21 protein-coding genes and 2 tRNA genes are annotated in these 24884 nt (G+C 62.3%); 17 read left to right on the forward strand and 6 right to left on the reverse strand.

All coding sequences use genetic code 11. The features are described from left to right. The first annotated feature begins 34 nt into the window (after positions 1-34). Both AC1Q6J_RS10730 and AC1Q6J_RS10735 read left to right on the forward strand, forming a co-directional pair. Positions 35-268, forward strand: a complete 234-nt coding sequence (locus tag AC1Q6J_RS10730) for a hypothetical protein (RefSeq protein ID WP_492279314.1) — start codon at positions 35-37, stop codon at positions 266-268. A 168-nt stretch (positions 269-436) separates the two neighbouring features. After that, the gene (locus AC1Q6J_RS10735) at positions 437-733 is read left to right on the forward strand and encodes an antibiotic biosynthesis monooxygenase family protein (protein ID WP_492279315.1); all 297 of its coding nucleotides are present in this window, start codon (positions 437-439) and stop codon (positions 731-733) included. Between the two features lie 81 nt (positions 734-814). Here the strand turns inward: AC1Q6J_RS10735 and AC1Q6J_RS10740 are convergent, their stop codons facing one another. Beyond that, complete coding sequence (locus AC1Q6J_RS10740) at positions 815-1972, reverse strand: AI-2E family transporter (RefSeq protein ID WP_492279316.1); 1158 nt, start codon at positions 1970-1972, stop codon at positions 815-817. Between the two features lie 133 nt (positions 1973-2105). Between AC1Q6J_RS10740 and AC1Q6J_RS10745 the strand changes: the two genes are divergently transcribed. Continuing rightward, complete coding sequence (locus tag AC1Q6J_RS10745; protein WP_492279317.1) at positions 2106-2822, forward strand: hypothetical protein; 717 nt, start codon at positions 2106-2108, stop codon at positions 2820-2822. 833 nt (positions 2823-3655) lie between these two features. Further along, positions 3656-4099, forward strand: coding sequence for a DUF1801 domain-containing protein (locus AC1Q6J_RS10750; RefSeq protein ID WP_492279318.1), 444 nt, complete (start codon positions 3656-3658; stop codon positions 4097-4099). 254 nt (positions 4100-4353) lie between these two features. Here AC1Q6J_RS10750 and glnA read toward each other — a convergent pair whose 3' ends face one another. Further along, positions 4354-5763 (reverse strand): type I glutamate--ammonia ligase, encoded by a 1410-nt coding sequence (gene glnA / locus AC1Q6J_RS10755; RefSeq protein WP_492279319.1) that lies wholly within the window; start codon positions 5761-5763, stop codon positions 4354-4356. Positions 5764-5895: 132 nt separating this feature from the next. Then, positions 5896-6234 (reverse strand): P-II family nitrogen regulator, encoded by a 339-nt coding sequence (locus AC1Q6J_RS10760; RefSeq protein ID WP_006020791.1) that lies wholly within the window; start codon positions 6232-6234, stop codon positions 5896-5898. Positions 6235-6620: 386 nt separating this feature from the next. Here AC1Q6J_RS10760 and AC1Q6J_RS10765 point away from each other — a divergent pair, with 386 nt between their 5' ends. Beyond that, positions 6621-8120: an NAD(P)H-hydrate dehydratase gene (locus tag AC1Q6J_RS10765; protein ID WP_492279320.1), complete on the forward strand. Its 1500-nt coding sequence runs from the start codon at positions 6621-6623 to the stop codon at positions 8118-8120. Between the two features lie 93 nt (positions 8121-8213). After that, complete coding sequence (locus AC1Q6J_RS10770) at positions 8214-8507, forward strand: DUF1330 domain-containing protein (RefSeq protein ID WP_492279321.1); 294 nt, start codon at positions 8214-8216, stop codon at positions 8505-8507. A 119-nt stretch (positions 8508-8626) separates the two neighbouring features. Here AC1Q6J_RS10770 and AC1Q6J_RS10775 read toward each other — a convergent pair whose 3' ends face one another. Further along, positions 8627-9946: a multicopper oxidase family protein gene (locus AC1Q6J_RS10775; protein WP_492279322.1), complete on the reverse strand. Its 1320-nt coding sequence runs from the start codon at positions 9944-9946 to the stop codon at positions 8627-8629. Between the two features lie 186 nt (positions 9947-10132). Here AC1Q6J_RS10775 and AC1Q6J_RS10780 point away from each other — a divergent pair. The 11 genes from AC1Q6J_RS10780 to AC1Q6J_RS10830 all read left to right on the forward strand — a co-directional run bounded on the left by AC1Q6J_RS10780 (position 10133) and on the right by AC1Q6J_RS10830 (position 22766). Further along, positions 10133-10217 (forward strand) — tRNA-Leu (locus AC1Q6J_RS10780). Positions 10218-10383: 166 nt separating this feature from the next. Then, positions 10384-11742: a trigger factor gene (gene tig, locus AC1Q6J_RS10785; protein ID WP_492279323.1), complete on the forward strand. Its 1359-nt coding sequence runs from the start codon at positions 10384-10386 to the stop codon at positions 11740-11742. Positions 11743-11971: 229 nt separating this feature from the next. Beyond that, positions 11972-12604: an ATP-dependent Clp protease proteolytic subunit gene (locus AC1Q6J_RS10790; RefSeq protein ID WP_492279324.1), complete on the forward strand. Its 633-nt coding sequence runs from the start codon at positions 11972-11974 to the stop codon at positions 12602-12604. 273 nt (positions 12605-12877) lie between these two features. Next, positions 12878-16246 (forward strand): CHAT domain-containing protein, encoded by a 3369-nt coding sequence (locus AC1Q6J_RS10795; RefSeq protein ID WP_492279325.1) that lies wholly within the window; start codon positions 12878-12880, stop codon positions 16244-16246. A gap of 76 nt (positions 16247-16322) precedes the next feature. Next, positions 16323-16775, forward strand: a complete 453-nt coding sequence (locus AC1Q6J_RS10800; RefSeq protein ID WP_492279326.1) for a hypothetical protein — start codon at positions 16323-16325, stop codon at positions 16773-16775. Positions 16776-16831: 56 nt separating this feature from the next. Then, positions 16832-16996, forward strand: coding sequence for a hypothetical protein (locus tag AC1Q6J_RS10805; RefSeq protein ID WP_492279327.1), 165 nt, complete (start codon positions 16832-16834; stop codon positions 16994-16996). Then, positions 16996-17763: a hypothetical protein gene (locus AC1Q6J_RS10810; RefSeq protein WP_492279328.1), complete on the forward strand. Its 768-nt coding sequence runs from the start codon at positions 16996-16998 to the stop codon at positions 17761-17763. The genes AC1Q6J_RS10805 and AC1Q6J_RS10810 overlap by 1 nt, the downstream gene beginning before the upstream one ends. Before the next feature lie 353 nt (positions 17764-18116). Next, positions 18117-19391: an ATP-dependent Clp protease ATP-binding subunit ClpX gene (gene clpX / locus AC1Q6J_RS10815; protein ID WP_019196881.1), complete on the forward strand. Its 1275-nt coding sequence runs from the start codon at positions 18117-18119 to the stop codon at positions 19389-19391. A gap of 330 nt (positions 19392-19721) precedes the next feature. Further along, positions 19722-22151 carry an endopeptidase La gene (lon, locus tag AC1Q6J_RS10820; protein ID WP_492279329.1) on the forward strand — a complete coding sequence of 810 codons (2430 nt, stop codon included), beginning with the start codon at positions 19722-19724 and terminating at the stop codon, positions 22149-22151. A 139-nt stretch (positions 22152-22290) separates the two neighbouring features. Continuing rightward, positions 22291-22367, forward strand: a tRNA-Val gene (locus tag AC1Q6J_RS10825). 90 nt (positions 22368-22457) lie between these two features. Continuing rightward, positions 22458-22766: a YciI family protein gene (locus tag AC1Q6J_RS10830; protein ID WP_492279330.1), complete on the forward strand. Its 309-nt coding sequence runs from the start codon at positions 22458-22460 to the stop codon at positions 22764-22766. A 95-nt stretch (positions 22767-22861) separates the two neighbouring features. On the opposite strand, the gene AC1Q6J_RS10835 is transcribed toward AC1Q6J_RS10830, so the two are convergent. Continuing rightward, on the reverse strand, positions 22862-23443 hold the full coding sequence (locus AC1Q6J_RS10835) for a hypothetical protein (protein WP_492279331.1): 582 nt from the start codon (positions 23441-23443) through the stop codon (positions 22862-22864). Next, positions 23440-24699, reverse strand: a complete 1260-nt coding sequence (gene pepT, locus AC1Q6J_RS10840) for a peptidase T (RefSeq protein WP_492279332.1) — start codon at positions 24697-24699, stop codon at positions 23440-23442. The genes AC1Q6J_RS10835 and pepT overlap by 4 nt, the downstream gene beginning before the upstream one ends. Positions 24700-24884 lie beyond the last annotated feature (185 nt).

The following is a 24884-nucleotide window of genomic DNA, read 5'->3' on the forward strand; positions in this document are numbered from 1 at the left end:
CCGTCTGTTTACCATGCGCGCCGTACCATGTGGCATGACCATCGCACGTAGCCACGATTCACAAGCCGACATCAACGCACTCGAAGCGACCGTTGCCTCCGCACGGGCCGGCTTCGCCTGCATGTTTTCGACGTCCGATGAATATGAGAACGCCCTGATCACCGCGCGCCGCGCCGAGGGCCGCTATGGATCGGTGTTCGACTGGCAGCCGGTGGTTCTGGGAGGCTGCGCGCTGGCGCTCCTGGGGGCGCTGGTGACTTTCATCTGAAGGCTGATAGCGCACGACATGGCTTCAATAGGGCGCCGAAGGCGCCCTTTGTCTTTTCCGGCTAGCATTTTTGCGCTAGAGCCCCCTGATACTATTGGAATAGCGCATGATCTTTTCGCCAAACCGCTCACACTTTGGCGGATCATGCGCCAGAAAGGGCGGGAGACCATGATCACCGAAATCGCACAGATCGAGATCAAGCCGGGAAGCGAGAAGGACTTCGAGACGGCCGTCGGCATGGCGCAACAGATATTCAAGCGCTGCAAGGGCTGGAAGAGCTTCGAACTGCACCGCTCGATCGAAAAGCCGTCGCGTTACCGGCTTCTGATCAAGTGGGAAACATTGGAAAATCACACGGTCGACTTCCGCGAATCCTCGGATTTCCAGGAATGGCGCGCGCTGGTCGGGCCGCATTTCGCCTCGCCGCCGGAGGTCGAGCACACCAGCACGGTGATGAGCTTCTAGGAAGCTCTCGTCGCGATGAAGAAAAGCGCCAGCGATGGCGCTTTTTCTGTTTCAGGGTTTCCCCGTTCAGGATCTACCCGTTCAAGACTTGCCGGCAATGACAAATTCAGGCGGGCGTTCGTCGCCGTCTTCGCGCAGATAGGTGATGATGACTTTCACGATCGCCATCAGCGGCAGCGCCAGCGCCAGTCCCCACAGCCCGAACACGACACCGAGCAGGATCTGGAACGCGAACAGCGTCGCGGGCGGGATGTCGAGCGCCTGGCGCTGGATGATCGGCGTCAGGATGTAGCTTTCCAGAGCGTGGACGCCGAGAAACAGCACGAAGGCGCTGAAAGCGGCGACCCATCCCGAGGCAAGGCTCGCCAGCACGATGATCAGTCCGCCGATCAGCGCGCCGACCGTCGGGATGAACGCCAGCAATCCGGCCTGAATGCCGAGGATGAAGGAGCTGTCGATCCCGATGATCGTAAGCCCGATCCATGTCACCAGGAACACGGCGGCCATCGTGATCATCTGCGCGATCAGCCACCGCTCCAGCGTATCGCTGATGCGGTCGACCACGGCGGTGACGCTGTGGCGATGACCTTTGGGCGAAAGCGCCAGCAGGCCTTTTCGATACACGCCCGGCTGCGCCGCGAACGACAACCCCAAGAACAGCACGATGAAGAAATTGCCGACAGCGCTGACCGTCCCTAACAACAGCTTCAAAGTCTGGCTGACGATGGCGCCGCCGCCGGAGGCCAGCGCGCCGGCGCTCGGCAGGTTTTTCGGCAGGCCGGCTGGGGGTGTGGGGGCCGCCGTTGCGCTGTCGGCGGAAGCCGTTGGCGTCGCCGTGACAGAGCCGAGTTCGAGATAGCTGGTGTCGACGCCGTGCTGTTCAAGGAACGTCTTCACGGTCACGAGCTGCGACTTGAGAGTGTTGCTCAGAACGGCCGCCTGCCGCGCGATGGTCGCACCACCGAGAAACACCACGCCGGACAGGAGGCCCGCGAGTACGACACAGACCAGCGCGAGGCGCAGCGCGTGGGGCCCGCCCATGACCTTTTGCAGAAGATGCGTCACGGCGGTAAGGGCAACCCCGAGCAGGATGCCCGCGAACACCAGAAACAGCGTGGCTGCGTAGTACCAGGCGAACAGCAGGAAGGCCGTGAAGGCGACGACGCCGATGCCCCCCACTGCGATCGACCACGCAAGGTCACCGCGGGTCTGCACTCGGGTCTCGATGGGGGCTGACACGTGCTGTCCTCTTCCGTTATTGCGGGTTCAGTCTTTCCCGAAAGGCCGCGCCGGATCAAGAGAAGATGGCGTGACAGCCAAGCGGCCAGCGCCTAATTCAGATGGCTGCGCGCAGAATCAAAGGTCACGCCGCATGAACTGGAAAAAGTGGATCGGCCTGGCGGTGCTGCTGGCAGCGCTGGTGATCGGCGAGCGGACCTATCTTTACCGGCCTGACCACAAGTACCGGCTCACCGTTGACGTCGATACGCCGGGCGGCGTCCGGTCGGCGTCCGGCGTGATCTCGGTACACCCCAATCGCGGCTATGGCGGCTCCGGCAGCGGACCGGCCGGTCCGCGCATCAAGGGCGATGCCGTGTTCGTCGATCTCGGCAACGGGCGAAACCTCACGGCGCTTCTGCTTCATGGGACAAATCCGGCCGAGACAGATGGTCTGAGTTACCTGCCGCTGCGCGCGTTCGCGTCCGCCGGACGACGGGTCGATTTCCGCGAGGTCAAAAAGCAGACCGAGGCCGTCGCCGTCACGGGCGAGTTGATCCCGACGCTGGTGATGTTCGCGGATGTCTCGAATCCCGCGTCCGCGCGCGTGGCCGATCCGGCGAAGCTGTCGGACGTGCTTGGACAAGGGTTCGGGTTGCGCCGGGTGTCGCTTCAGATCGTACCGGCGGGAGTCTGGCCGCTGGATTTTGGCGGCGCGCTGGGCGAGCCGGTAACGCGGAATATCCAGTCACGATTGCCGTGGTTGAACGATCCGGCGAAAGCGGCTGCGGCATTGCATGCGGCGGGGATCGTCGCCGTGCCGCCGCCGGATGCCGGCTTCAATCCGGCGCAGGCGTTCCAGCGGGAGTAGGGGCGTGTGTGCTTTAACTCCACCCGCTCTCTCTTCGCATCGTCCCGGCCTACGGGTCCGGCTTCGCGATTTTTTTCGATGTCGTCCCCGCGCAAGCGGTTCTTATCCCTCCCCCTTGTGGGGAGGGTGGCGCGTTGTGAGCAAAGCGAACAACGTGCCGGGTGGGGGAGCCTAAGGCGTTGCAATTGACCCCCACCCCGGCCTCCGCTTCGCTCGGCCGACCCTCCCCACGGAGGGGGAGGGAGATGTCGGGCATCACGCACTCCATTCAGATTCAGTTTTCAAACAGCCACTTCCGTTCAGCCACGCGCATTCGCTCTCGCGCCACGCGCGAGGTGAGCTTTTAAGTCTCGCCCCTCACAGCGCGCGCGAGGCCTGCCTCGTTCGCGCCCCTAATGAGGGGCATGGAGCGCCGCGAGGCGCAAATGTGTTGTCTCGCTTCTTCTTGCGATGAGGAAGCGCATCGCCTCACAGCGCTCTATCAGCGGCGATTTTTGGCGAGGGGAGCGTGCTTCCGGGACAGGACGGACGCTTTCACGCCCCGATCCGGCGGCTTTCGCCGCGTTCGTACCTGTCCGCGTCCAGCCACTGAAGGCAGAGCCACGTAGTTGGCCCGGACGCTGACCCCAGAGCTGAAAGACGACTGAGATTGGTCCAGTAATCGTAAGTAGGCAAAATATCGAGAACGATAAGCTGCGAAAGTCGGTCCGGAGGTCCGGAATCCAGAAACATCGGTTTTCTGCTTTTCTGGATTCCGGGTTCGCGCCTTCGGCGCACCCCGGAATGACGCACATTTCGGTCACATGAAACCGGACCACAATGAGGGGACATAAATGACTCCATCGGAAAAGATCGACCAATTGATCGCAAAGCTGACGGACTGGCGTGGTAAAATCCTCTCAAGCGTCCGCAAGGTCATCCTCAGTGCCGACAAAGAGATCGTCGAGGAATGGAAGTGGATGGGAAGCCCGGTATGGGAGCGCGACGGCATCATCGCGGTCGGCAACGCGCATAAGGACAAGGTGAAGCTGACCTTCGCCCACGGCGCAAGTCTTCCCGATCCCGACAAGCTCTTCAACGCAGGGCTTGAGGGCAAGGTGTGGCGCGCGATTGATCTTTTCGAGGGTGACAAGATCGATGCGGCTGCTCTGAAGAAGCTGGTGCGTGCGGGGATTGAGTTTAATCGGGAGAAGAAGGCGAAGAAGAAGGTAGCAGCCAAAGCAGCGAAGAAAGCTGCGCCGGACGTGCGCGCGAAGGTGGTGAAGCGGAAGGCGTAGCTTTCAGGCGCGAAGCCTTCCCACGTCGTCCCCGCGCAGGCGGGGACCCATACTCCCTGAGCCATCGATTTGAGGGAACGGCTGGAGCAGCCGTCTCGTTATCATCATTGCATTTAGTGGTTATGGGTCCCCGCCTGCGCGGGGACGACATCGCACAAGGTGATCCATCCTGCTCCAAGCTCGGATGGCGACGCAAAAAACAAAAAAGGCGCCCCGTTTGGAGCGCCTTTCTGTTTGCGGTAGCTGAGGTCAGCTTACTGCGAGTAGTACATTTCGAATTCGACCGGGTGCGGGGTCATCTCGAAGCGCGCGACTTCGGTCATCTTCAGTTCGATGAAGCTGTCGATGAAGTCGTCGTCGAACACGCCGCCGGCCTTCAGGAACGCGCGGTCCTTGTCGAGGCTTTCGAGCGCCTCGCGGAGCGAGCCGCACACCGTCGGAATGGTCTTCAGTTCTTCCTTCGGCAGATCGTACAGATCCTTATCCATCGCCGGGCCCGGATCGATCTTGTTCTTGATGCCGTCGAGGCCGGCCATCAGCATCGCCGCGAAGGCGAGATACGGGTTGGCCATCGGATCGGGGAAACGCACCTCGACGCGCTTCGCCTTCGGCGAGGTCGTGTAGGGGATGCGGCAGGAGGCCGAACGGTTGCGCGCCGAGTAGGCGAGCAGCACTGGCGCTTCATAGCCCGGGACCAGACGCTTGTAGGAGTTGGTCGACGGGTTGGTGAAGGCGTTGATGGCCTTGGCGTGCTTGATGATGCCGCCGATGTAGTGGAGGCAGGTCTCGGAGAGGTCGGCGTACTTGTTGCCGGCGAACACCGGCTTGCCGTCCTTCCAGATCGACTGGTGAACGTGCATGCCCGAGCCGTTGTCGCCATAGACCGGCTTCGGCATGAAGGTGGCGGTCTTGCCGTAGATGTGCGCGACCTGATGGATGCAGTACTTGTAGATCTGCATCTGGTCGGCCATGTGGGTCAGCGTGTCGAACTTCATGCCGAGCTCGTGCTGGGCGGACGCGACCTCGTGGTGATGCTTCTCGACCTTGACGCCCATCTTGGCCATCGAGCCGAGCATTTCGGAGCGCATGTCCTGCACCGAGTCCTGCGGCGGCACCGGGAAGTAGCCCGCCTTGGTGCGGATGCGGTGGCCGAGGTTGCCGCCCTCATACTCGGTGTCCGAGTTGATCGGCAGTTCGGAGGAGTCCAGCTTGAAGCCGGTGTTGTACGGCGTGGTCTGGAAGCGCACGTCGTCGAACACGAAGAACTCGGCTTCCGGGCCGACGAACACGCTGTCGCCCACGCCCATCGCCTTGACCTGGGCCTCGGCCTTCTTGGCGATACCGCGCGGGTCGCGGTTGTAGGGCTCGCCGGTCGACGGCTCGAGAATGTCGCAGGTGATGACCATGGTGGTCTCGGCGAAGAACGGATCGATCGTCGCGGTCGCCGGATCGGGCATCAGCGTCATGTCGGACTCGTTGATGGCCTTCCAGCCGGCGATCGAGGAGCCGTCGAACATCGTGCCCTCGGCGAAGATGTCCTCGTCGATCATCGAGACGTCGAAGGTCACGTGCTGCCATTTGCCGCGCGGGTCGGTGAAACGCAGGTCGACGTATTTTACGTCGTTGTCCTTGATCGATTTGAGGACGTCTTTGGCGGTCTTCATGGATACCCCTTATGTCTGCTTTGGCGTTCGTCGTGGAATGGTCTGGATACGGCGGGAACCTCGGCCAGCAGGGGGCTGCCGGCGAGGCGAGGGACTGGGCTTCGGATTCAGGGCACTAGCCTGAAATCAGCTTCAAATGGCGTCGAGGCCGGACTCTCCCGTTCTGATGCGGATGGCTTCCTCGACGTTGGATACGAATATCTTACCGTCGCCGATACGGCCAGTCTGCGCGGCGCGCCTGATCGCGTCTATGGCTTTCTCGACAAGATCGTCGCCGATCACAATCTCAATTTTGACCTTGGGCAGGAAGTCCACGATGTATTCGGCACCGCGGTAGAGTTCGGCATGCCCCTTCTGCCGGCCGAAGCCCTTGGCCTCGGTGACGGTGATGCCCTGAATTCCCACTTCCTGAAGGGCTTCTTTCACCTCGTCGAGCTTGAAGGGCTTGATGATGGCCTCGATCTTTTTCACTGAACGTCTCCCCGGCACTTCCAACTGGCCTGTCTGTACTTCCATATCGCGCGATGGACGCGCTCGTCACGTCGGCTCGTCCGGTCCATCATCGCCGCGGGCAGGTGAATAACCCGGAAAACGATAGCCAGCCCACCTGCCTTGGGCGGGTGGGAGAGACAATCCGAAAGTCTCCCCTTAAAAGCAGGGTCTGTGCCAATTTATTAAGACGTTGAATTGAGCAACAAGATCATTCTGTTAGGTGGGATTTTGCCTCTTTGTGCGGCGGGTGCCGTGAGAGCGAAAGTCTATTAATTGGGCAATTGCACAAAAATTAGGCTGACGCTTTCCACTTCTCTCCTATCAGAGTGCCTCTGGATGAGGCGAACCGAACAGGCGAACGGCATATGGAGATCCTGACAGTCGCCGAAATGGCGAGCGCCGATGAGGCCGCGATCGCGGGCGGCACCAGCGGTTTCGCATTGATGCGCAGCGCCGGGCAGGCGGTCGCGCAGGTTGCGGAGGCGATGGCGGAACGGGGCCGCATTCTGGTTGTCGCGGGCCGTGGCAACAACGGCGGTGACGGGTTCATCGCGGCGGCCGAACTGGCGGCGCGCGGGCGGGACGTTTCCGTCATTCTGCTCTGCGACCGCGCCTCCCTGAAGGGCGATGCCGCGTTCGCCGCCGAAGAATGGACAGGCGCCGTCCTGCCGTGCGATCCGCAGGCGATCGGCAAACCGAACCTCATTATCGATGCGCTGTTCGGCGCCGGTCTCAATCGTCCGGTGAAGGGCGACCCTCATGCGATGATCGCCGCGATGAACGCCAGCGGCGTTCCGATCCTGAGCGTCGATCTGCCGAGCGGCATCAATGGCGACACCGGCGAGGTGATGGGCATCGCGGTGGAAGCGTCCGTCACCGTCACGTTCTTTCGCCGCAAGCCGGGACACCTGCTGTTGCCGGGACGCATCCACTGCGGCGAGGCCGATGTGGCCGACATCGGCATCGATGCGGACGTGCTCGACAGGATCGCGCCAAGGACATTCGAGAACGTCCCGGATCTGTGGGCCGACGTGTTTCCGTTTCCGCAAGCCGATGGTCACAAATATGCGCGCGGGCACGCGGTGGTCGCATCGGGCGATCTCGCGTCCACGGGTGCGGCGCGTCTCGCTGCGCGGGCCGCGCTGCGGGCCGGTGCGGGGCTGGTCACGGTGGCGTCGCCGCGCGATGCGCTGGCGGTCAATGCGGCGGCGCTGACAGCGGTGATGGTGCGCGAGACGGAGACGCCGAAGCAGTTCGGTGAGCTGCTGGCCGACAAGCGGCTCAGGGCCTGCGTGATCGGACCGGGGGCGGGCATCGGCGAGCGCACGCGGGCGATCGTACATGCCGCGCTGTCCGCGCAGCGTGGCCTTGTGCTCGATGCCGATGCGCTGACCAGCTTCGCCGATGCTCCCGGGCAGCTTTTTGCCGAGATCAAAAAGCAAAGCGATCCACAGGTTGTCCTCACTCCGCATGACGGAGAGTTCGGACGCCTGTTCAGCGGGTTACAATCTTCTCATCCACATGCGTCGAAGCTTGAACGAGCGCGGCTAGCCGCGGTTCAATCGGGCGCCGTGCTGCTGCTGAAGGGCGCCGATACGGTTGTCGCGGCACCGGACGGGCGCGCCACCATCACGGCCAACGCGCCGCCATGGCTCGCGACGGCGGGATCGGGCGACGTGCTTGCCGGAATCATCGGCGGCCTGCTGGCGCAGGCCGTGCCGGCCTTTGAAGCGGCCTCTATCGGCGCGTGGATGCACGGCGAAGCCGGACAGGAGTTTGGTCCGGGCCTGATCGCCGAGGATCTTCCGGAGATGCTGCCGGCTGTGCTGCGCAATCTCTACGACGAACTCGGCATCGCGTATTGAGCGGTATCGTTGCACAAACGCTGTCGATCATTCTGCAAGGCTTAACAGCGTGCGCTAGTCCTGAACCATCGCATCAGCCGGATGGAAGCAAAAATGACAGTTTACGTAATCGCTCAGTTGAAGTTCACGGACGAGGACAGATACCGCAAGTATCAGGCGAGGTTCTTCGACGTGTTCAAGGACTCCGGCGGCAGGTTGCTGGCCGCCGACGAGAAGCCTGTCGTTCTTGAAGGTGAATGGCCGCGCGACAAGGCCGTGGTGATGTCGTTCCCCGACGAGCAGCAGGCGAGGGCTTTTCTGGAGTCGCCCGGCTACCGGGAGATTTCAAAGGACCGCATCGCAGGCGCGGATACGATTGCCCTGCTGGTGCATGGGTTGGCTTCGTAAGTCTGGACGCGAGGTTTTGATGCTGGCGCGATCGAACTCCCTCTCCCCACGGGAGAGGTGAAGGGTACCTGATGTCATCCTTCGAGGCTAGCAAGTGCTCGCACCTCAGGATGACGAACTCACTCCACCGCGTAGCTGCGCACCAGCTTCGGTGCGGACCAATTGATCGCGGCGGCTTCCATCAGGAAGCGTCCGGGATATTCGGCAAGGAATGCGATGCGCTGGGTCTGGCCCTTGTCCAGCATCAGGGTGTCGAGCCAGAACGGCTTCCAGCCATCGTCGAGCCGGTCGAGCAGACGGAAGTGATGACCGTGCAGGCGGAAGGCGACAGGTGTCGCGGTGGGATTGCTGATCGCCATCACGACAGTGCGTTCACGCTTCACCGCATAGGCCGGTGGCGTCGCAGAGGAAAAATTCGCGGGCGTCACCCACTGCATGTTCGGATCGAGCGAGAGATCGCTGCGCAGCGCGCCCTGAAGGTTCATCCGCGCGGGCAGATTGCCGGACGGCAACGCATCCGCCGGTGGTAACGGAGCGGGGCGAACGGGCGCGTCGTTCGACATCACCAGCCGCGCAATGGTCCGGGGCACGCTGCCGTCATGCAGGACAATCTGTGAGATCGTGCCCGGCGCGCGCGTCGCGTCGATGAACGCATCGATCCGCGAACCGGGCGCTAGCACGAGTTGCCCGTCACGGGCGAGGAATGGTTCGGCAGGCAGTCCGTCGATCGCCATCACACGCACGTCGTGGTTCTCGATTCGCAGACCGATGGGCGAACGCGCACAGCCGTTGATGAAACGCAGGCGCAGCCGTTCGTTCAGCTTCGCGGCGATGTTGAGTGCCGTCAGTCCGTTGACGGTATAGGTGGCTGTGGTGCCATCGGGGTTTTGGCCCGGCGCGATGGCGTTGCCGTCGGCCTTCACCCGCCAGTCCTCGATCAGGAGGACCTCGTCGCGGTCGACAGCGACCGCCGGGTTGCCTTCGACGATCAGTGCGCGGGCGGCCATCGGCTGCGCGGATGCTTCGCCAGAGAGCTGCGCGTTGACCAGATACGTTCCCGATTGCCGCAGGGGCACGCTGAACGCTGCCCGTCCGCCGGGCGGGACCGGGGCCTGTCCGGTCAGCGGGGATGCCGCCTGCGCGCCGTCGATTCCAAGTAAGCTCAGGACGATAGGGGCCGGGAGTTCATTTGAAAGCGTAACGGCCAGATCGCCCTTGACGAACCGCAGGGGACCCGGCGCGCCTGTCTCAAGCGCCCAGATTGGGCTTTTGGGCAGGCCCGCGCCCAGCGCCGCCGTCGCGGGCCGGGCCCGCAGGGACAGGTTGGCTCCGGTCTGAACCTGAGCAAGTGCAGGCAGCCGCAGCCCGGAGGCAAGGGCGGTCCCGCCAAGTCCGGTCAGCAGAACCCGTCTGGAGGGCGAAAAAACCTGATTTGTCATGGTCCTTTTCATGGTCCATGCGGACCACTTTCTCATCGGCCTGTCCAGCGGACGCGTGGGCGCTTGGGGGCCATCCCCAGCGCGCCCTAAGGCCGCGTTGCGAAAGCCATTTTTTTGGCTCGCGAAGCGGTTACACCATGTTATAAGCCCGCCGCTCGCGGCTGTGCCGGGACATACAACCACTGCGCGCTCGTGGCGGAACTGGTAGACGCGCTGGGTTTAGGTTCCAGTGTCGAAAGATGTGGGGGTTCGAGTCCCTCCGAGCGCACCAAGCGCGATTTTCGTTTGCGCACGACATTCTGGAGGAGGCGTCCCTCGCGGGAACGTGTCCGCCGCACCACCGATGCATTCCGAACGGCTCCGCGGCCGAATGGTTTGTATCCATAGATTGACAACGACCCGGCCGTGCCGGGTCAAGCCGGAAGAAGATTGACGCCATGCAGGTTACTGAAACCCTCGCCGAGGGATTGAAGCACGAGTTCAAGGTCAGCGTTCCCGCAACGGATATCGATGCCAAGGTGGATGCCCGTCTTGTCGATATGAAGGACAAGGTTCGGCTGAACGGTTTCCGTCCCGGCAAGGTGCCAGTCGCTCACCTCAAGAAGGTTTATGGCCGCTCCGTCGCCGCCGAGACCGTCGAGCAGCTGATCCGCGACACCAACGCCGGTATCTTCACCGAGCGCGGTTTCCGTCTCGCGACCGAGCCCAAGGTCACGATGCCGACCGAGGAAAAGGAAATCGAGAACATTCTCGCGGGCAAGTCCGACCTGACCTATTCGGTCGCGATCGAGGTTGTTCCGGCGATCGAACTCGCTGACTTCAAGACCTTCAATGTCGAGAAGCCGGTGGCCGAAGTCACTGACGCCGACGTGGACGAAGCGCTGAAGCGGATCGCCGACCAGAGCCGCCCTTATGAAGCCAGGGGCGAGGGCGCGAAGGCCGAGAAGGGCGATCGCGTCACGGTTGCCTTCAAGGGCACGATCGATGGCGTGGCGTTCGACGGCGGCACCGGCGAGGGCATTCAGGTTGTGATCGGCTCAAACACCTTCATTCCGGGGTTCGAGGATCAACTCGTCGGCATCGCGTCGGGCGAAACCCGCAACGTGAAGGCCTCGTTCCCGAAGAACTACACGGCGGCGAATCTGGCCGGCAAGGACGCGGAATTCGAGACCACCGCGAGCCTGATCGAAGCTCCGCAGGAGTCGAAGGTCGATGATGAGTTCGCCAAGAACCTCGGCATGGAGTCGCTCGACAAGCTGAAGGAAGCCATGCGCGATCGGCTGGTGCAGGAATTTTCCGGCGCCTCGCGTCAGCGCGTGAAGCGCACGCTGCTCGACAAGCTCGACGAGACCCACAAGTTCGGTCCGCCGCCGTCGCTGGTCGAGGAAGAGTTCAACCTGATGTGGAACTCGATCAAGGCCGAGATGGAATCGACCGGCAAGAGCTTTGCCGACGAGAACACCACCGAGGAAGCGGCGAAGGAAGAGTACCAGAAGATCGCGGATCGCCGCGTCCGCCTCGGCCTCGTGCTCTCCGAGATCGGCGAGAAGAACAAGATCACCGTCACCGACGATGAAGTCAGCCGTGCGCTGATCGACCGTGCGCGCCAGTCGCCGGGCCGCGAGAAGGAAGTCTGGGATTTCTATCGCAGCAATCCGAACGCGCTGGCCCAGCTTCGCGCGCCGATCTACGAGGACAAGGTCGTCGATTTCATCCTCGAGCTTGCCACCGTGACCGAAAAGAAGGTCACGCGCGACGATCTGCTCAAGGAAGAAGAAGACAAGACCGCGGCCTGACCTTCGCAGCGTTCGGACGCGCGTTAACGATAAGCATCGAATGAGCAGGGCGGCGCGCCAGCGCCGCTTTGCGGTCGGGCCGAATCAGTTTCAACTGCCGCCACTTCGGCTGTTTCCGGCGCTGATTTCGCTCTTGTGGCCGGGCTATCGGCCCATATCTGTAGTGCCCAACCTTTCTGCATCACGAGGCATTCCCGGCCGACTGCCTCCGCCAACCTTCAGGTGATAAATGCGCGATCCCGTTGAAACCTACATGAACCTCGTGCCGATGGTGGTCGAGCAGACCAACCGCGGCGAGAGGGCATACGACATTTTCTCGCGCCTCCTGAAAGAGCGCATCATTTTCGTGACCGGTCCGGTTGAGGACGGCATGTCGGTGCTGATTGTCGCGCAGCTCCTGTTCCTGGAAGCCGAGAATCCGAAGAAGGAAATCTCGATGTACATCAACTCGCCGGGCGGCGTGGTGACATCGGGTTTGGCGATCTACGACACCATGCAGTTCATCCGCCCGCCGGTCTCCACGCTCTGCACGGGGCAGGCGGCGTCGATGGGTTCGCTGCTGCTCGCAGCCGGCGAAAAGGACATGCGGTTCTCGCTGCCGAACTCGCGGATCATGGTCCATCAGCCCTCGGGCGGTTTCCAGGGCCAGGCCACCGACATCATGCTGCACGCTCAGGAAATCCTGAACCTGAAGAAGCGGCTGAACGAAATCTACGTCAAGCACACCGGCCAGCCCTACAAGGCGATCGAGGATGCGCTGGAGCGCGACAAGTTCCTGACCGCCGAAATGGCGAAGGACTTCGGCCTGGTCGACAAGGTGATCGACAAGCGCGCCGAGGAAGCAGCGCCGAAGGCGCCGTAACTCAAGGTTCCGGCTTGGTTGTGACAATTAAAACGGACGCCTTCGGGCGTCCGTTTTTGCATGAGCGGCGTCACCCATTTGGGGGATTGCGCGGGCTTTTTGAGTTTCGCCCCCGCCCTGTACTTGACCGCTTACCGTTCTTGGCCGCTAATTCTTTCCAATTGATCCGGGACTGTTGGCCCGTCTTATTTCCGATGTTTATTTTGGACGGCACCCAATTGCGCACCGGACACGCCGGATTTCGGTGGGAACGATAATGTCCGGGAGCAAACCATGATGACAGCAGCAAAGAGCGGCGTGGCCGCGTTTATCGTTTCGCTCTGCTCATTCATCGCCACTCTTCCAGCCTCCGCCCTGGAGCTCGAACAGGCGCGTGAAAGCTGCCGCAACTCGATCGGGCGGCCGACGTATATGGCCTGCAAGCAGAGTGGCGGCCCGCACGAGGCATGCATGGCGCGCGCGAAGGCCGCTGCCACGCCGTGCGTGCGCAATGCGATGATGGCTGCACGGCCAAAGGCCGCGCTGTTCGACGCAGCGAAGGTGTCCGCGCCGAAGAAGGAAGACATTGCCGCGGGCGCCGCGGCCCTGGCGAAGACCAACGCGCCCCTCGTGGCGCCGCCGCGCACGGTGTCGGATATCACCGCCATTCTCGACCAGCAGAAGCCGGATCCCGCCAAGATCGCCGAATTGACCGCGACGGCTGACTCCGCGGTGCCCGCCGGGCTGAAAGGAAGCGAACTGGCGGCATTTCACTACAAGCGAGGACAGGCCCGGACGCTTCTTGGACGGAACGCCGAGGCGCTTGCCGATGCCGAGCAGACTGTTGCTCTGGGCAAGAGCGAAGACGCCAAGGTCTTTGCCCGCTACGTGCAGTTCCTGATGCGGCGGCTTCGCGAAGCCGGCGAGAACAAGCGTGCTGACGCCCTGGCCGCGAAACAGATCGCCGCCGCAAACACCCAGCCCAAGGGAAAGGGCCGGCTTTTCGGTCTCAATCTGGGGCAGGTGATCGGGCAGATCCGGTCGGGCGACATCAATGCTGCCGAATCCTATGCCGCCCGCAATCGTTCGTTGCTGGCTGAGGCGCAGCGCTGGCCGGTCTTCCCGATTTACGGCATGAGCTGGCAGGCGATCGTGGAAGACGGCAACGCGCGCGTTGCCGAAGCGCGCGGCCGCTATGCCGATGCGGAGGCCGCCTATCGCAAGTCCGCGATCTTCTACACGAACGCGCTCGCCACCATGTCGCAATGGGAGACTAGGCCCGCCGAAGGCGAGATGGAGCGTTTCACGGACTGGGCCACGGCCTTCGAGGGCCGCACCAAGGTCAAGCAGGGACGGGTCGGTGAAGGCGAGGCGGATGTGCGGCGCGCGCTGCTCAGCCGTCTCAGCAAATCCGGAAAATTCCATGCCGATACCGCGGGCATCCTGTCGGTGTTCGTCTATGTGGTTCAGGAGCAGGGCCGCTACGCGGAGGCCGAGCAGCTTCAGCGTGAAGTCATCGGTATCTACAAGGGACTCGGTTATGCTGACGACTCCGGTCAGATGGTCAATGCCAATGTCTTCCTCGCGCAGATATTGAATCTTGAGCGCAAGTACGACGAGGCGACGAAGCTCTACGATCAGGTCGATGTCTGGACGGCGAACTGGGAGCCGTCGCGCCGTGAGCGCGTCAGCGGGGGCCTTGCCCGCGTCTCCATCATGCTCACACAGGGCAACTACGACAACGCGCTTGAAATCGCGCAACGATCTTATGAGCGGGAAAAAGCGCGCTCCGGCGACAAGAGCCTCAATACCGCGGTGACGCGCGGTTATTACGCCGTGACGCTGGCGCGCAAGGGGCGGATACCAGAGGCGCTGCAAGCCTTCAAGGACTCCATTCCGGTCCTGCAAACCGCGTCCGGCGGCAGCGACGACGATGCAGGATCGACGGCAGCGGCGCGCGAAGGCCGCGTCCGGTTCGTGGTCGAAGGTTATCTCCGCACGCTGGCGCTCAATCCGGCGGCCGCGCCGGCGAACGTCGCTGAGGAAACCTTCAGCTATGCGGATTTGCTGCGCGGGCAATCCGTGCAGCGCGCGTTGCAGGCGTCGTCCGCCCGCGCGTCCACCAGCAACCCCGAACTCGCCAAGCTGATGCGCACATCGCAGGACAACGAGAAGCGGATCGGCGCGTCGGTGGCCACGCTGAATAACCTGCTGACGCTTCCGCCCGCTGAACGCGAGGAGAAGGCCGTCAAGGCAACGCAGGCGGAAATCGCGGCGTTGCAGGCGGCGCGTACCCGGACGCTGAACGAGATTGCCAAGAAGTTTCCCGACTACGGCAACCTTGTGAATCCGCCGCCGCCGAACGCGAGCGATCTGCAAAGGCAGCTCACGGGCGATGAAGCGCTGCTGTCGTTCTACTTCGGCCGGTTCGACAGTTTCGTCTGGGTGGTGCGGAAGGATGCTCCCGTGCAGTTCGCCCGGATCAAGATGTCGCTCGGCGATCTGAATGCGATCGTGACCAGGTTGCGTGAGGCGCTGGAGCCGAAGGCGGCGATGATCTCGGACATTCCGGCGTTCGATGTGAAACTGGCATCGCAACTGTACGATCAGTTACTGAAGCCGCTTGAGAGCAGCTGGAAGCCCGCGAAAAGCCTGATCGTCGTGACCAACGGCGCGCTTGGTCTGCTGCCGCTGTCGCTGTTGCCGACCGCCGACGCGGAGGTCAAGACGGACGATGATCCGTTGTTCGTGAGCTACCGCAATGTGCCATGGCTGGCGCGAACCCATGCAGTGACGCTGGTGCCGTCGGCGTCTGCCTTGCAGACCTTGCGCAAGCTGCCTGCGGGGAAGGCCACGCGGCAGGATCTGATTGCGTTCGGCGATCCTTATTTCAGCAAGGAGCAGGCCGACGACGCGGGGAAGACCGACAAGCTGATCCAGGTCGCCGACGCATCGATCGCCACCCGCGGTGTACCGCTCAAGCGGCGCAACAGTCCGCAGCTTGAGGGGGTCGACAGCGCGCAGCTCGGACAGTTGCCGCGCCTGCCGGACACGTCCGACGAGTTGACCTCGATCGCGCTGGCGCTTCAGGCCGATCCCACCAAGGTCCTCAATCTCGGCAAGGAGGCGAATGAGAAGAAGGTGAAGTCGATGGACCTTTCCGGGTTCAAGATTATCGCCTTCGCAACCCACGGGCTGGTGCCGGGCGAACTCGATGGCCTCACGCAACCGGCGCTTGCGCTGTCCGCACCCGCTCTGTCGGATTCCGATGGCGACGGATTGCTGACGATGGAAGAAATCCTGTCGCTCAAGCTCGATGCCGACTGGGTGGTGCTGTCCGCCTGTAACACAGCGGCCGGAGCCGGAGCGGGCGCTGAAGCAGCCTCGGGCCTTGGCCGGGCGTTCTTCTATGCCGGGACGCGCGCACTTCTGGTGACGAACTGGTCAGTGCATTCGCAGTCGGCCCGCGAACTGGTGACCGATCTGTTCAAACGGCAGGCGGACGATCCGAAGCTGACACGCGGCGAGGCGCTGCGGCAGGCCATGATGGCGCTGGCCGACGGGCCGGGCTACCTCGGCGCGGACGGCAAGACGGAGTTTGCCTACGCGCATCCGCTGTTCTGGGCTCCATACTCCATCATCGGCGACGGCGGGGGGCGTTAAGGAAGAGCAGGGGCGCATCTTTCGGACGGCCCCGCCGTGCGGTAGAACGGACCATTGCGCGGAAGGAGATTTGAGGATGCGTCGATCGTTGTTGCAGGCCGTGGTTTTGGCGACAGGTATTGTCCTGACGGTTGCGGCTCCGGCGGGCGCCGGCACTGTCCTGATTTCAGCCGATGAGGCGAAGCTTCCCCCACCGAAGGGCGCGGTCGCGGTTGCCACCCGCGGCATCACGCGCGGACCCAAGGTCGCGTATGTCGGGGCCGCCGATGCATCGAAATCGCCGATGCGCCTGCAATTGAAGTTCGAATCGTTCGGCGGGGCCAGGATCGACACGGATTCGTTGAAAGTGACCTACATCAAGAGCCCGTCGGTCGATCTGACGCCGCGGCTGAAGCCATTCGTGAAACCGGACGGGATCGATATGCCCGACGCTGAATTGCCCGCCGGCGATCACGTCATTCGCGTGGATGTGAAGGATTCGGACGGCCGCGCCGCGAGCACGAGCTTCACCCTCAAAGTCGCGCCCTGAGCCGCATGCCGGCGCATTGCCCCTTTTGCGCACAGCCCACCGCCGCGGAGGCGCTGGTGTGCAGTTCGTGTTCGCGCGACATCGCGATTCCGGACACGCTGATCGCCGAACGTGATGATCTCATCCGCAAGCGCGCTCTGGCCGGCGAAGAACTCGCACAGGCGAAGGCCGAGCTTGAGGCGCTCCGGCGCCGCCAGCGCATCTCACTGCGGCGAAGCTGATGGAGTGCCCTTTCTGCGCCGAGAAGGTCAAAGACGAAGCGCTGGTCTGCAAGCACTGCTCCCGCGATCTGCGGGTGGTGCTCCCGGTGCTTCGCGAGATCGATAGCATCGTCGCGGATATCGAGAAGATAAGGCGTGAGTTCGACAACGTCAGCGCGCGGCTCTACCGGCGGAGCCATCCGGTCAGATCGTTCGCCACTCACAGTATCGGCTACATCCTGGTTCCGGCGATCCTGCTGGTCGCGGCGCATATCATCGTGACCATCGTGCTGAACGCATCACCGCTGTATCTGCGCATCGCCTCGGTGATCATTCCGCTGCCGTTCGGTTTTGCCATCTACGCGATCCAGAAAGTCGGATATCGCGGTGCCGTCCTCATAGGGGGCCTGACGGCGCTGCTCAGCGTGTTCTGCATGCTGACCGTGACGGGCCTGAACGATCATGTTCCCATCCTCCCGGGATCGTGGGTGGAGTGGCGCGAGGTGCTGGAATACTCGGCGAGCATCGCACTCGCTTTCGTGACCGGAAACATCCTGGCCATTCTGATGCTTCAGCTTCTGGCCAGTTCTCTGTCTCAGGGAGACCGGCCGAATGCCGCGGCCTATCGCGCGGCGCGTCTGCTGGGTCCGTATGTCGGAGAGGATCAGCTTCGGCGCCGGGCGCGGATTATTCAGGAATTGATGCGCACGGCTGGTCCGCTGCTTGGTATCTTGTCCACAGCGGCCGGGTCGATATATGCGGGCCTCAAGGGAATCCTGGGGACATAACAGCCAATCGACAGCCAACCAGCGATTGCCTAGCGGAGTTCCATCGGGCAAAAGCCCGTGTCATTCCCGCAACGCTGCAATGAATTCGACAGGCCAAGCTCCTGAAAACGCGCAAAATTGCGCCAAGATCACGGAGTTGAGTAGTTGGGCGGTTAGCGAATTCTTGATAGTCGGATGGCACCATGATTGGCTAGGGACCGTGGATCAGGATTCGATTGAAGCTTGATTCGCACGGTAACTGAGGTGACGGGTCTTTTTTGGTACGGTTTTTGCTCCTATCTACACATCATCTCGGTGTGTGCCGGGATGGGGCGAGCCCCTAAAATGAGATCGAGCGGCGGACGGAGATAGGAATGAGCAAGGTCGGTACGAGCGATTCAAAGAACACTCTCTATTGCTCGTTCTGCGGGAAGAGCCAGCACGAAGTCCGCAAACTCATTGCGGGCCCGACCGTATTCATCTGCGATGAATGCGTCGAATTGTGCATGGACATCATCCGCGAAGAGAACAAGTCGTCGCTGGTGAAGTCGCGCGACGGCATTCCGACGCCAAAGGAAATCTGCAAGGTTCTGGACGACTACGTGATCGGTCAGCAGCACGCCAAGAAGGTGCTCTCGGTCGCGGTCCACAATCACTACAAGCGTCTGAACCATCAGACCAAGCACAACGATGTTGAGCTGGCGAAGTCGAACATCCTGCTGATCGGACCAACGGGTTCGGGCAAGACGCTGCTCGCGCAGACGCTCGCCCGCATCCTCGACGTGCCGTTCACGATGGCCGACGCGACGACGCTGACCGAAGCCGGTTATGTCGGTGAGGACGTCGAGAACATCATTCTGAAGCTGTTGCAGGCTGCCGACTACAATGTCGAGCGGGCGCAGCGCGGCATCGTCTACATCGACGAAATCGACAAGATTTCGCGTAAATCGGACAACCCGTCGATCACCCGCGACGTGTCGGGCGAGGGCGTGCAGCAGGCGTTGCTGAAGATCATGGAAGGCACCGTGGCTTCCGTGCCGCCGCAGGGTGGCCGTAAGCATCCGCAGCAGGAGTTCCTGCAAGTGGACACGACCAACATCCTGTTCATCTGCGGTGGCGCTTTCTCGGGCCTGGAGAAGATCATCTCCTCGCGCGGCCGGACCACCTCGATCGGCTTCGCCGCGCAGGTTCTGGCGCCGGAAGATCGCCGCACCGGCGAAATCTTCCGCGAGGTCGAGCCGGAAGATCTGCTGAAGTACGGCCTGATCCCGGAATTCGTCGGACGTCTGCCGGTGGTGGCGACGCTCGAGGACCTGGATGAGGCTTCGCTCAAGAAGATCCTGACCGATCCGAAGAACGCTCTGGTGAAGCAGTACCAGCGGCTGTTCGAAATGGAGAATATCGAGCTGACCTTCGCCGACGAGGCGCTTGGCGCGGTAGCCCGCAAGGCCATCGAGCGCAAGACCGGCGCCCGCGGGTTGCGGTCGATCCTCGAAAGCATCCTGCTCGAGACCATGTTCGACCTTCCGGGCCTTGAAGGCGTCGAGGAAGTCGTCATCTCGCGCGAAGTGGTCGAGGCGACGGCACGTCCGCTGTATATTTATGCTGACCGGTCCGATCGGGCGGCGGAGACCAGCGCGAGCGCCTGAGCGGGCTGGCAGGAAACATCGAGAGTAATCCCGAAAGGGCCGTGGAACCTTGTTCCGCGGCCCTTTGGCTTTCGGCCGCGACTTTAGAATAAGCCTATATTCACAGGGGTTTTCGCTCTCTTGACACCCCCACACACGATAGCCACCTAATGGTGTGCTGCGGAACGAAGACCTTCCTAGATTCGCAGTTTCGACCCGGGCAGGGAGAGGCCGCACAACGGCCGCTGGCTCAAAAGAGCTCCTTCTTTGTCCGGTACACAAGGCACCTTGTGGCAGTCGCGTCAGAACGGCGGATTGCGTGCAAGGGGGCGCAACAAAAGGAATATGGGCATGACAACTGCCTCAAAGCCTCGTCCAGTCATCGTTCACGGCGAAAGCCACTCCTATCCGGTGCTGCCGCTTCGCGACATCGTCGTCTTCCCGCACATGATCGTGCCGCTGTTCGTCGGCCGCGAGAAATCGATCAAGGCGCTCGAAGAGGTGATGAAGAACGATGCGCTGATCTTCCTTGCGACGCAGAAGAACGCGTCCGATGACGATCCGGCTCCCGATTCCATTTATGAGATCGGCACGCTCGCCAGCGTGTTGCAGCTCCTGAAACTGCCTGACGGCACCGTGAAAGTGCTGGTCGAGGGCCTGGAGCGCGCCAAGGCCGGCAAGTATTCCGATCGCTCCGATTTCTATGAGGCCGAAGCCGTGGCACTCGCCGACCTCGACGCCAAGAGCGTTGAGGCGGAAGCGTTGTCGCGCTCGGTCGTGTCCGACTTCGAGAGCTATGTGAAGCTGAACAAGAAGATTTCCGCCGAGGTGGTGGGCGTCGTTCAGCAGATCACGGATTTCGCGAAGCTCGCGGACACCGTGGCGTCGCACCTCGCCGTCAAGATTTCCGATCGCCAGACCATCCTGGAAACGCTGTCCGTCTCCCAGCGCCTTGAGAAGGTGATGGGCCTGATGGAGAGCGAGATCTCGGTGTTGCAGGTCGAGAAGAAGATCCGCTCGCGCGTCAAGCGCCAGATGGAGAAGACCCAGCGCGAGTATTATCTCAACGAGCAGATGAAGGCGATCCAGAAGGAGCTCGGCGACGACGAAGGCCGCGACGAGCTCGCCGATCTGGAAGAGAAGATCAACAAGACCAAGCTCTCGAAAGAAGCTCGCGAGAAGGCGGCGCATGAACTGAAGAAGCTGCGGCAGATGTCTCCGATGTCCGCCGAAGCCACGGTCGTGCGCAACTATCTCGACTGGCTGCTGTCGATTCCATGGGGCAAGAAGTCCAAGGTCAAGAAGGACCTCGTTGCCGCGCAGGAAGTGCTCGACAGCGATCACTACGGGCTTGAGAAGGTCAAGGATCGCATCGTCGAGTATCTCGCCGTGCAGTCCCGCGCCAACAAGCTGACCGGACCGATCCTGTGCCTCGTCGGCCCTCCGGGCGTCGGCAAGACCTCGCTTGGCAAGTCGATCGCGAAGGCGACCGGACGTGAGTTCGTGCGCGTGTCGCTGGGCGGCGTGCGGGACGAAGCGGAAATCCGCGGACACCGCCGCACCTATATCGGCTCGATGCCCGGCAAGATCATCCAGTCGATGCGCAAGGCGAAGACCTCGAACCCGCTGTTCCTGCTGGACGAGATCGACAAGATGGGCGCCGATTTCCGCGGCGATCCGTCGTCGGCTCTGCTTGAGGTTCTCGACCCCGAGCAGAACGGCACGTTCAACGATCACTATCTCGAGGTGGACTACGATCTCTCCAACGTGATGTTCATCACGACCGCGAATACGCTCAATATTCCCGGACCGCTGATGGACCGCATGGAGATCATCCGCATCGCCGGCTACACCGAGAACGAGAAGGTCGAGATCGCCCGCAAGCATCTCATTCCGGCCGCGATCGCCAAGCACGGCCTGAACTCGAAGGAATGGTCGATCGACGACGAAGCGCTGCTGTTCCTGATCCGCCGCTACACCCGCGAAGCGGGCGTGCGTAACCTCGAGCGTGAGATTTCGACACTCACCCGAAAGGGTGTGAAGGAACTCATGATCTCGAAGAAGAAGTCGGTGAAGGTGACGCCGGCGGTGGTCGAGGAGTTCCTCGGCGTGCCGAAGTATCGCTACGGCGAGATCGACAGCGAGGACCAGGTCGGCGTCGTGACCGGTCTGGCGTGGACCGAGGTGGGCGGCGAGCTGCTGACCATCGAAAGCGTCATGATGCCCGGCAAGGGCCGCATGACGGTGACGGGCAACCTGCGCGACGTAATGAAGGAGTCGATTTCGGCTGCTGCGTCCTACGTCCGCTCGCGCGCGATCAACTACGGCATCGAGCCACCGCTGTTCGAGCGTCGTGACATCCACGTGCATGTGCCGGAAGGCGCGACGCCGAAGGATGGTCCGTCTGCGGGTGTCGCGATGACGACGTCGATCGTCTCGGTGCTGACCGGCATTCCGATCCGGCACGATGTCGCCATGACGGGCGAGATCACGTTGCGGGGACGGGTGCTGCCGATCGGCGGTCTGAAGGAGAAGCTGCTTGCGGCCGCGCGTGGCGGCATCAAGACGGTCTTCATTCCGGAGGACAACGCCAAGGACCTCACGGAGATTTCCGACGCCATCAAGGGCGGCATGGAGATCATCCCGGTCGCGCGGATGGACGAAGTGCTGGCGAAGGCGCTGGTACGGGTTCCGACCCCGATCGTCTGGGAAGAAGATGTCAAGGCGCTGGCGAAGCCTGACGGAGCGGACGAAGCTGCCGGCGGCCTGACCGCGCACTGAACAGAGAAGCTCATGATACGGAAACGGCGCCCTTCGGGGCGCCGTTTTCTTTTGTGACACCATAGAGCGGCCAAAGATCAGCTTAATCACGCGAATGGCTTGCACCCGCCGCTGCGGCAGGGCACATACAGGGCTGGACGGGCGGCTAGCTCAGCTGGTTAGAGCATCTCGTTTACACCGAGAGGGTCGGGAGTTCGAATCTCTCGCCGCCTACCATCCCTGCGGCGGCGCTGTCACGGCGCTGCCATCTTGCTTGCCTAAGCATCGCGAAGATCTCCTCTCACTGCTGTCCGCCCGGAGTGTCCGATGAAGTATTTCCTGTGCCGCTTCGTTCCGCCGGGCCCGGACTTCCTCAAGACCATGACGCCGGAGCAGAAGCTGCTGATGAAGGCGCACGGCGAGTTCTTGCAGGCATTGCTGGAGCAGGGCGGCGTTGTCGCGCACGGGCCGGTGGCCGATCCGGCGGGCGGCTGGGGCATGTCGCTGTTCGAGATGGCCGACGACGAGAGCGCCGACGATGTCCGCGCCATCGTTGCCGAAGACCCGATGGTCAAGGCGAACATCGGCGCACGCTACGAGGTGCTGCCGATGCTTCAGTTGCGGATGCGGGGGTAGAGTATTTAAGCTCCACCTCTCCCCGCCGGGAGAGGGGGCGAGAACTCCCGGCCCTCTCGGTGTAAACGAGATGCTCTAACCGCGATACCATCCGGCTACTTCCTGGTCAGCGTGAACTGCGACTGCGTCAGCCGGCATGGCTTTCCGCTGGCGCAATCGGCGATCGAAAGCAGCTTCGCGCCGCGAACGAGGCGTTCCCTGGTGTCCTCGGAGCGGTTCGGCGTCAGCACACTCATCGCGGTGCGCAGGGAATCGGCGATGTCCTCGTTCGCCTTGGCGTCGTTATTGTCGGTCAGGATAGCCACATCGATGATGTCGTGATTGCGCGCGTCGATATCGACAAACACCAGTCCGATCGGCAGCGGCGCGAGCGCGGCATTGTCGAACTTGCAGGTCCAAGCGTTCTGGCACATCGAGAGCAGGCGGCGTCCCTGTGGCTTCCACAGACATTCCGGTTTCGCGTTCGCGCGCACGAGGCATACCGCGATGTCCGGCGCGGCGTTGAGGTTGAGCTTCGAATTGCCGAGCCGTGGCACGCCGTCCCACGGGCTGCCGTTGACCTTGGTGGCATCGGCCGTGACCGTGATGTCGAAGCGCGGCTCCTGCGCCTGGACGCCCAGCGGCACGAGCAGGGCAAGCACCAGCAATGCGCCAAGGCGGTTCAAAATCCGGATCATGCTTTTTCTTCCCATATCGCTGCGAGATGCACGATGGTGCGCACCGCTGCTTCCATATCCTGAACGCTGACCCATTCGAGTCGCGAGTGGAAGGCATGTTCGCCGGCGAAGATGTTCGGGCAAGGCAGTCCCATGAATGACAGCCGCGAGCCATCGGTGCCGCCGCGGATGCTGCTCAGGACCGGCTGAAGTCCGGCGCGGCCGATCGCTTCCAGCGCGTATTCGACCACTTGCGGATGGCGGTCGAGAACTTCTTTCATGTTGCGGTACTGCTCCTTGACCTCAAAGGTATAGGACGAGTGCGGAAAGTCCTTCATGACGCCGCGCACGATGTCTTCCAGCAGGGCTTCCTTTTCCTTCAGGCCCGGCACGGTGAAATCGCGCACGATCAGCGACAGCACGGCGCTGTCCAGACCGCCCTGAAGCCCGACCGGATGCAGAAAGCCTTCACGGCCTTCGGTGGTTTCCGGGGCAAGGTCCTTCGGCAGCCTGTCGACGATGCGGGATGCGATCTTGAGCGCGTGCTCCATCTTGCCCTTGGCGAAGCCGGGATGAATGCTGACGCCCTGGATGGCGATGGTGACGCCGTCCGCCGAGAACGTCTCGTCCTCGAGATGGCCCGCGCTTTCGCCGTCGATGGTGTAGCCGAAGGCCGCGCCCAGCTTCTTGAGATCGACCTTGTCCGCTCCGCGGCCGATTTCCTCGTCCGGCGTGAAAAGAATTTTGATCGCGCCGTGTTTTATCTGTGGATTGGCGATCAGGACCTGCACGGCATCCATGATTTCGGCGACGCCGGCCTTGTTGTCGGCGCCAAGGAGGGTGGTGCCGTCGGTGGTGACGATGTCGCTGCCGATCTGGTCTTTGAGCGCGGGATTGTCCGCAGCGCGAATAACCTGTGTGGAATCGGCGGGCAGGACGATGTCGCCGCCCTGGTAGTTGCGCACGATCTGCGGCTTCACGTCCTTGCCGGTGCAGTCCGGCGAGGTGTCCATATGCGAGCAGAAGCAGATCACCGGTACGGTCTTGCCGGTGTTGGCGGGCAGCGTCGCGTAGACGTAGCCGTGTTCGTCCATGTGCGCGTCGGCAAGCCCGAGGCCGCGCAATTCCTGCGCGAGCAGGCGGCCAAGGTCCTTCTGCTTCCCGGTGGACGGGCAGGTAGGGGACGCAGCGTCCGACTGCGTGTCGATTCGCACGTAGCGCAGGAAGCGTTCGAGAACGGTGTGGCTGAATTGGATAGACAAAATTTGCTCCGTCATCCTGAGTGCGAGCCGCTTCACCGGCGAGCCTCGAAGGATGGCAACGCCGTCGCCCTTCGAGGCCTTCGCTTCGCTACGGCACCTCAGGGTGACGGCAAGCGATCCGCAAGGCTTGGATCCTGCGTGTACTTAACCCACCGATGTGAAAGTGCCACCTCAAAAGAAAACGCCATCCCGGCGGAGCC

The organism is Afipia sp. MLSD5-FHT05B12 (genome assembly GCF_058793355.1).

What these genes read in the sequence shown, in the direction of transcription:
- AC1Q6J_RS10730 (WP_492279314.1), top strand. Translation starts at nt 35, where the DNA reads ATGACCATCGCACGTAGCCACGATTCACAAGCCGACATCAACGCACTC.
- AC1Q6J_RS10735 (WP_492279315.1), top strand. Translation starts at nt 437, where the DNA reads ATGATCACCGAAATCGCACAGATCGAGATCAAGCCGGGAAGCGAGAAG.
- AC1Q6J_RS10745 (WP_492279317.1), top strand. Translation starts at nt 2,106, where the DNA reads ATGAACTGGAAAAAGTGGATCGGCCTGGCGGTGCTGCTGGCAGCGCTG.
- AC1Q6J_RS10750 (WP_492279318.1), top strand. Translation starts at nt 3,656, where the DNA reads ATGACTCCATCGGAAAAGATCGACCAATTGATCGCAAAGCTGACGGAC.
- glnA (WP_492279319.1), bottom strand. Translation starts at nt 5,763, where the DNA reads ATGAAGACCGCCAAAGACGTCCTCAAATCGATCAAGGACAACGACGTA.
- AC1Q6J_RS10765 (WP_492279320.1), top strand. Translation starts at nt 6,621, where the DNA reads ATGGAGATCCTGACAGTCGCCGAAATGGCGAGCGCCGATGAGGCCGCG.
- AC1Q6J_RS10770 (WP_492279321.1), top strand. Translation starts at nt 8,214, where the DNA reads ATGACAGTTTACGTAATCGCTCAGTTGAAGTTCACGGACGAGGACAGA.
- AC1Q6J_RS10775 (WP_492279322.1), bottom strand. Translation starts at nt 9,946, where the DNA reads ATGACAAATCAGGTTTTTTCGCCCTCCAGACGGGTTCTGCTGACCGGA.
- tig (WP_492279323.1), top strand. Translation starts at nt 10,384, where the DNA reads ATGCAGGTTACTGAAACCCTCGCCGAGGGATTGAAGCACGAGTTCAAG.
- AC1Q6J_RS10790 (WP_492279324.1), top strand. Translation starts at nt 11,972, where the DNA reads ATGCGCGATCCCGTTGAAACCTACATGAACCTCGTGCCGATGGTGGTC.
- AC1Q6J_RS10795 (WP_492279325.1), top strand. Translation starts at nt 12,878, where the DNA reads ATGATGACAGCAGCAAAGAGCGGCGTGGCCGCGTTTATCGTTTCGCTC.
- AC1Q6J_RS10800 (WP_492279326.1), top strand. Translation starts at nt 16,323, where the DNA reads ATGCGTCGATCGTTGTTGCAGGCCGTGGTTTTGGCGACAGGTATTGTC.
- AC1Q6J_RS10810 (WP_492279328.1), top strand. Translation starts at nt 16,996, where the DNA reads ATGGAGTGCCCTTTCTGCGCCGAGAAGGTCAAAGACGAAGCGCTGGTC.
- clpX (WP_019196881.1), top strand. Translation starts at nt 18,117, where the DNA reads ATGAGCAAGGTCGGTACGAGCGATTCAAAGAACACTCTCTATTGCTCG.
- lon (WP_492279329.1), top strand. Translation starts at nt 19,722, where the DNA reads ATGACAACTGCCTCAAAGCCTCGTCCAGTCATCGTTCACGGCGAAAGC.
- AC1Q6J_RS10830 (WP_492279330.1), top strand. Translation starts at nt 22,458, where the DNA reads ATGAAGTATTTCCTGTGCCGCTTCGTTCCGCCGGGCCCGGACTTCCTC.
- AC1Q6J_RS10835 (WP_492279331.1), bottom strand. Translation starts at nt 23,443, where the DNA reads ATGATCCGGATTTTGAACCGCCTTGGCGCATTGCTGGTGCTTGCCCTG.
- pepT (WP_492279332.1), bottom strand. Translation starts at nt 24,699, where the DNA reads ATGACGGAGCAAATTTTGTCTATCCAATTCAGCCACACCGTTCTCGAA.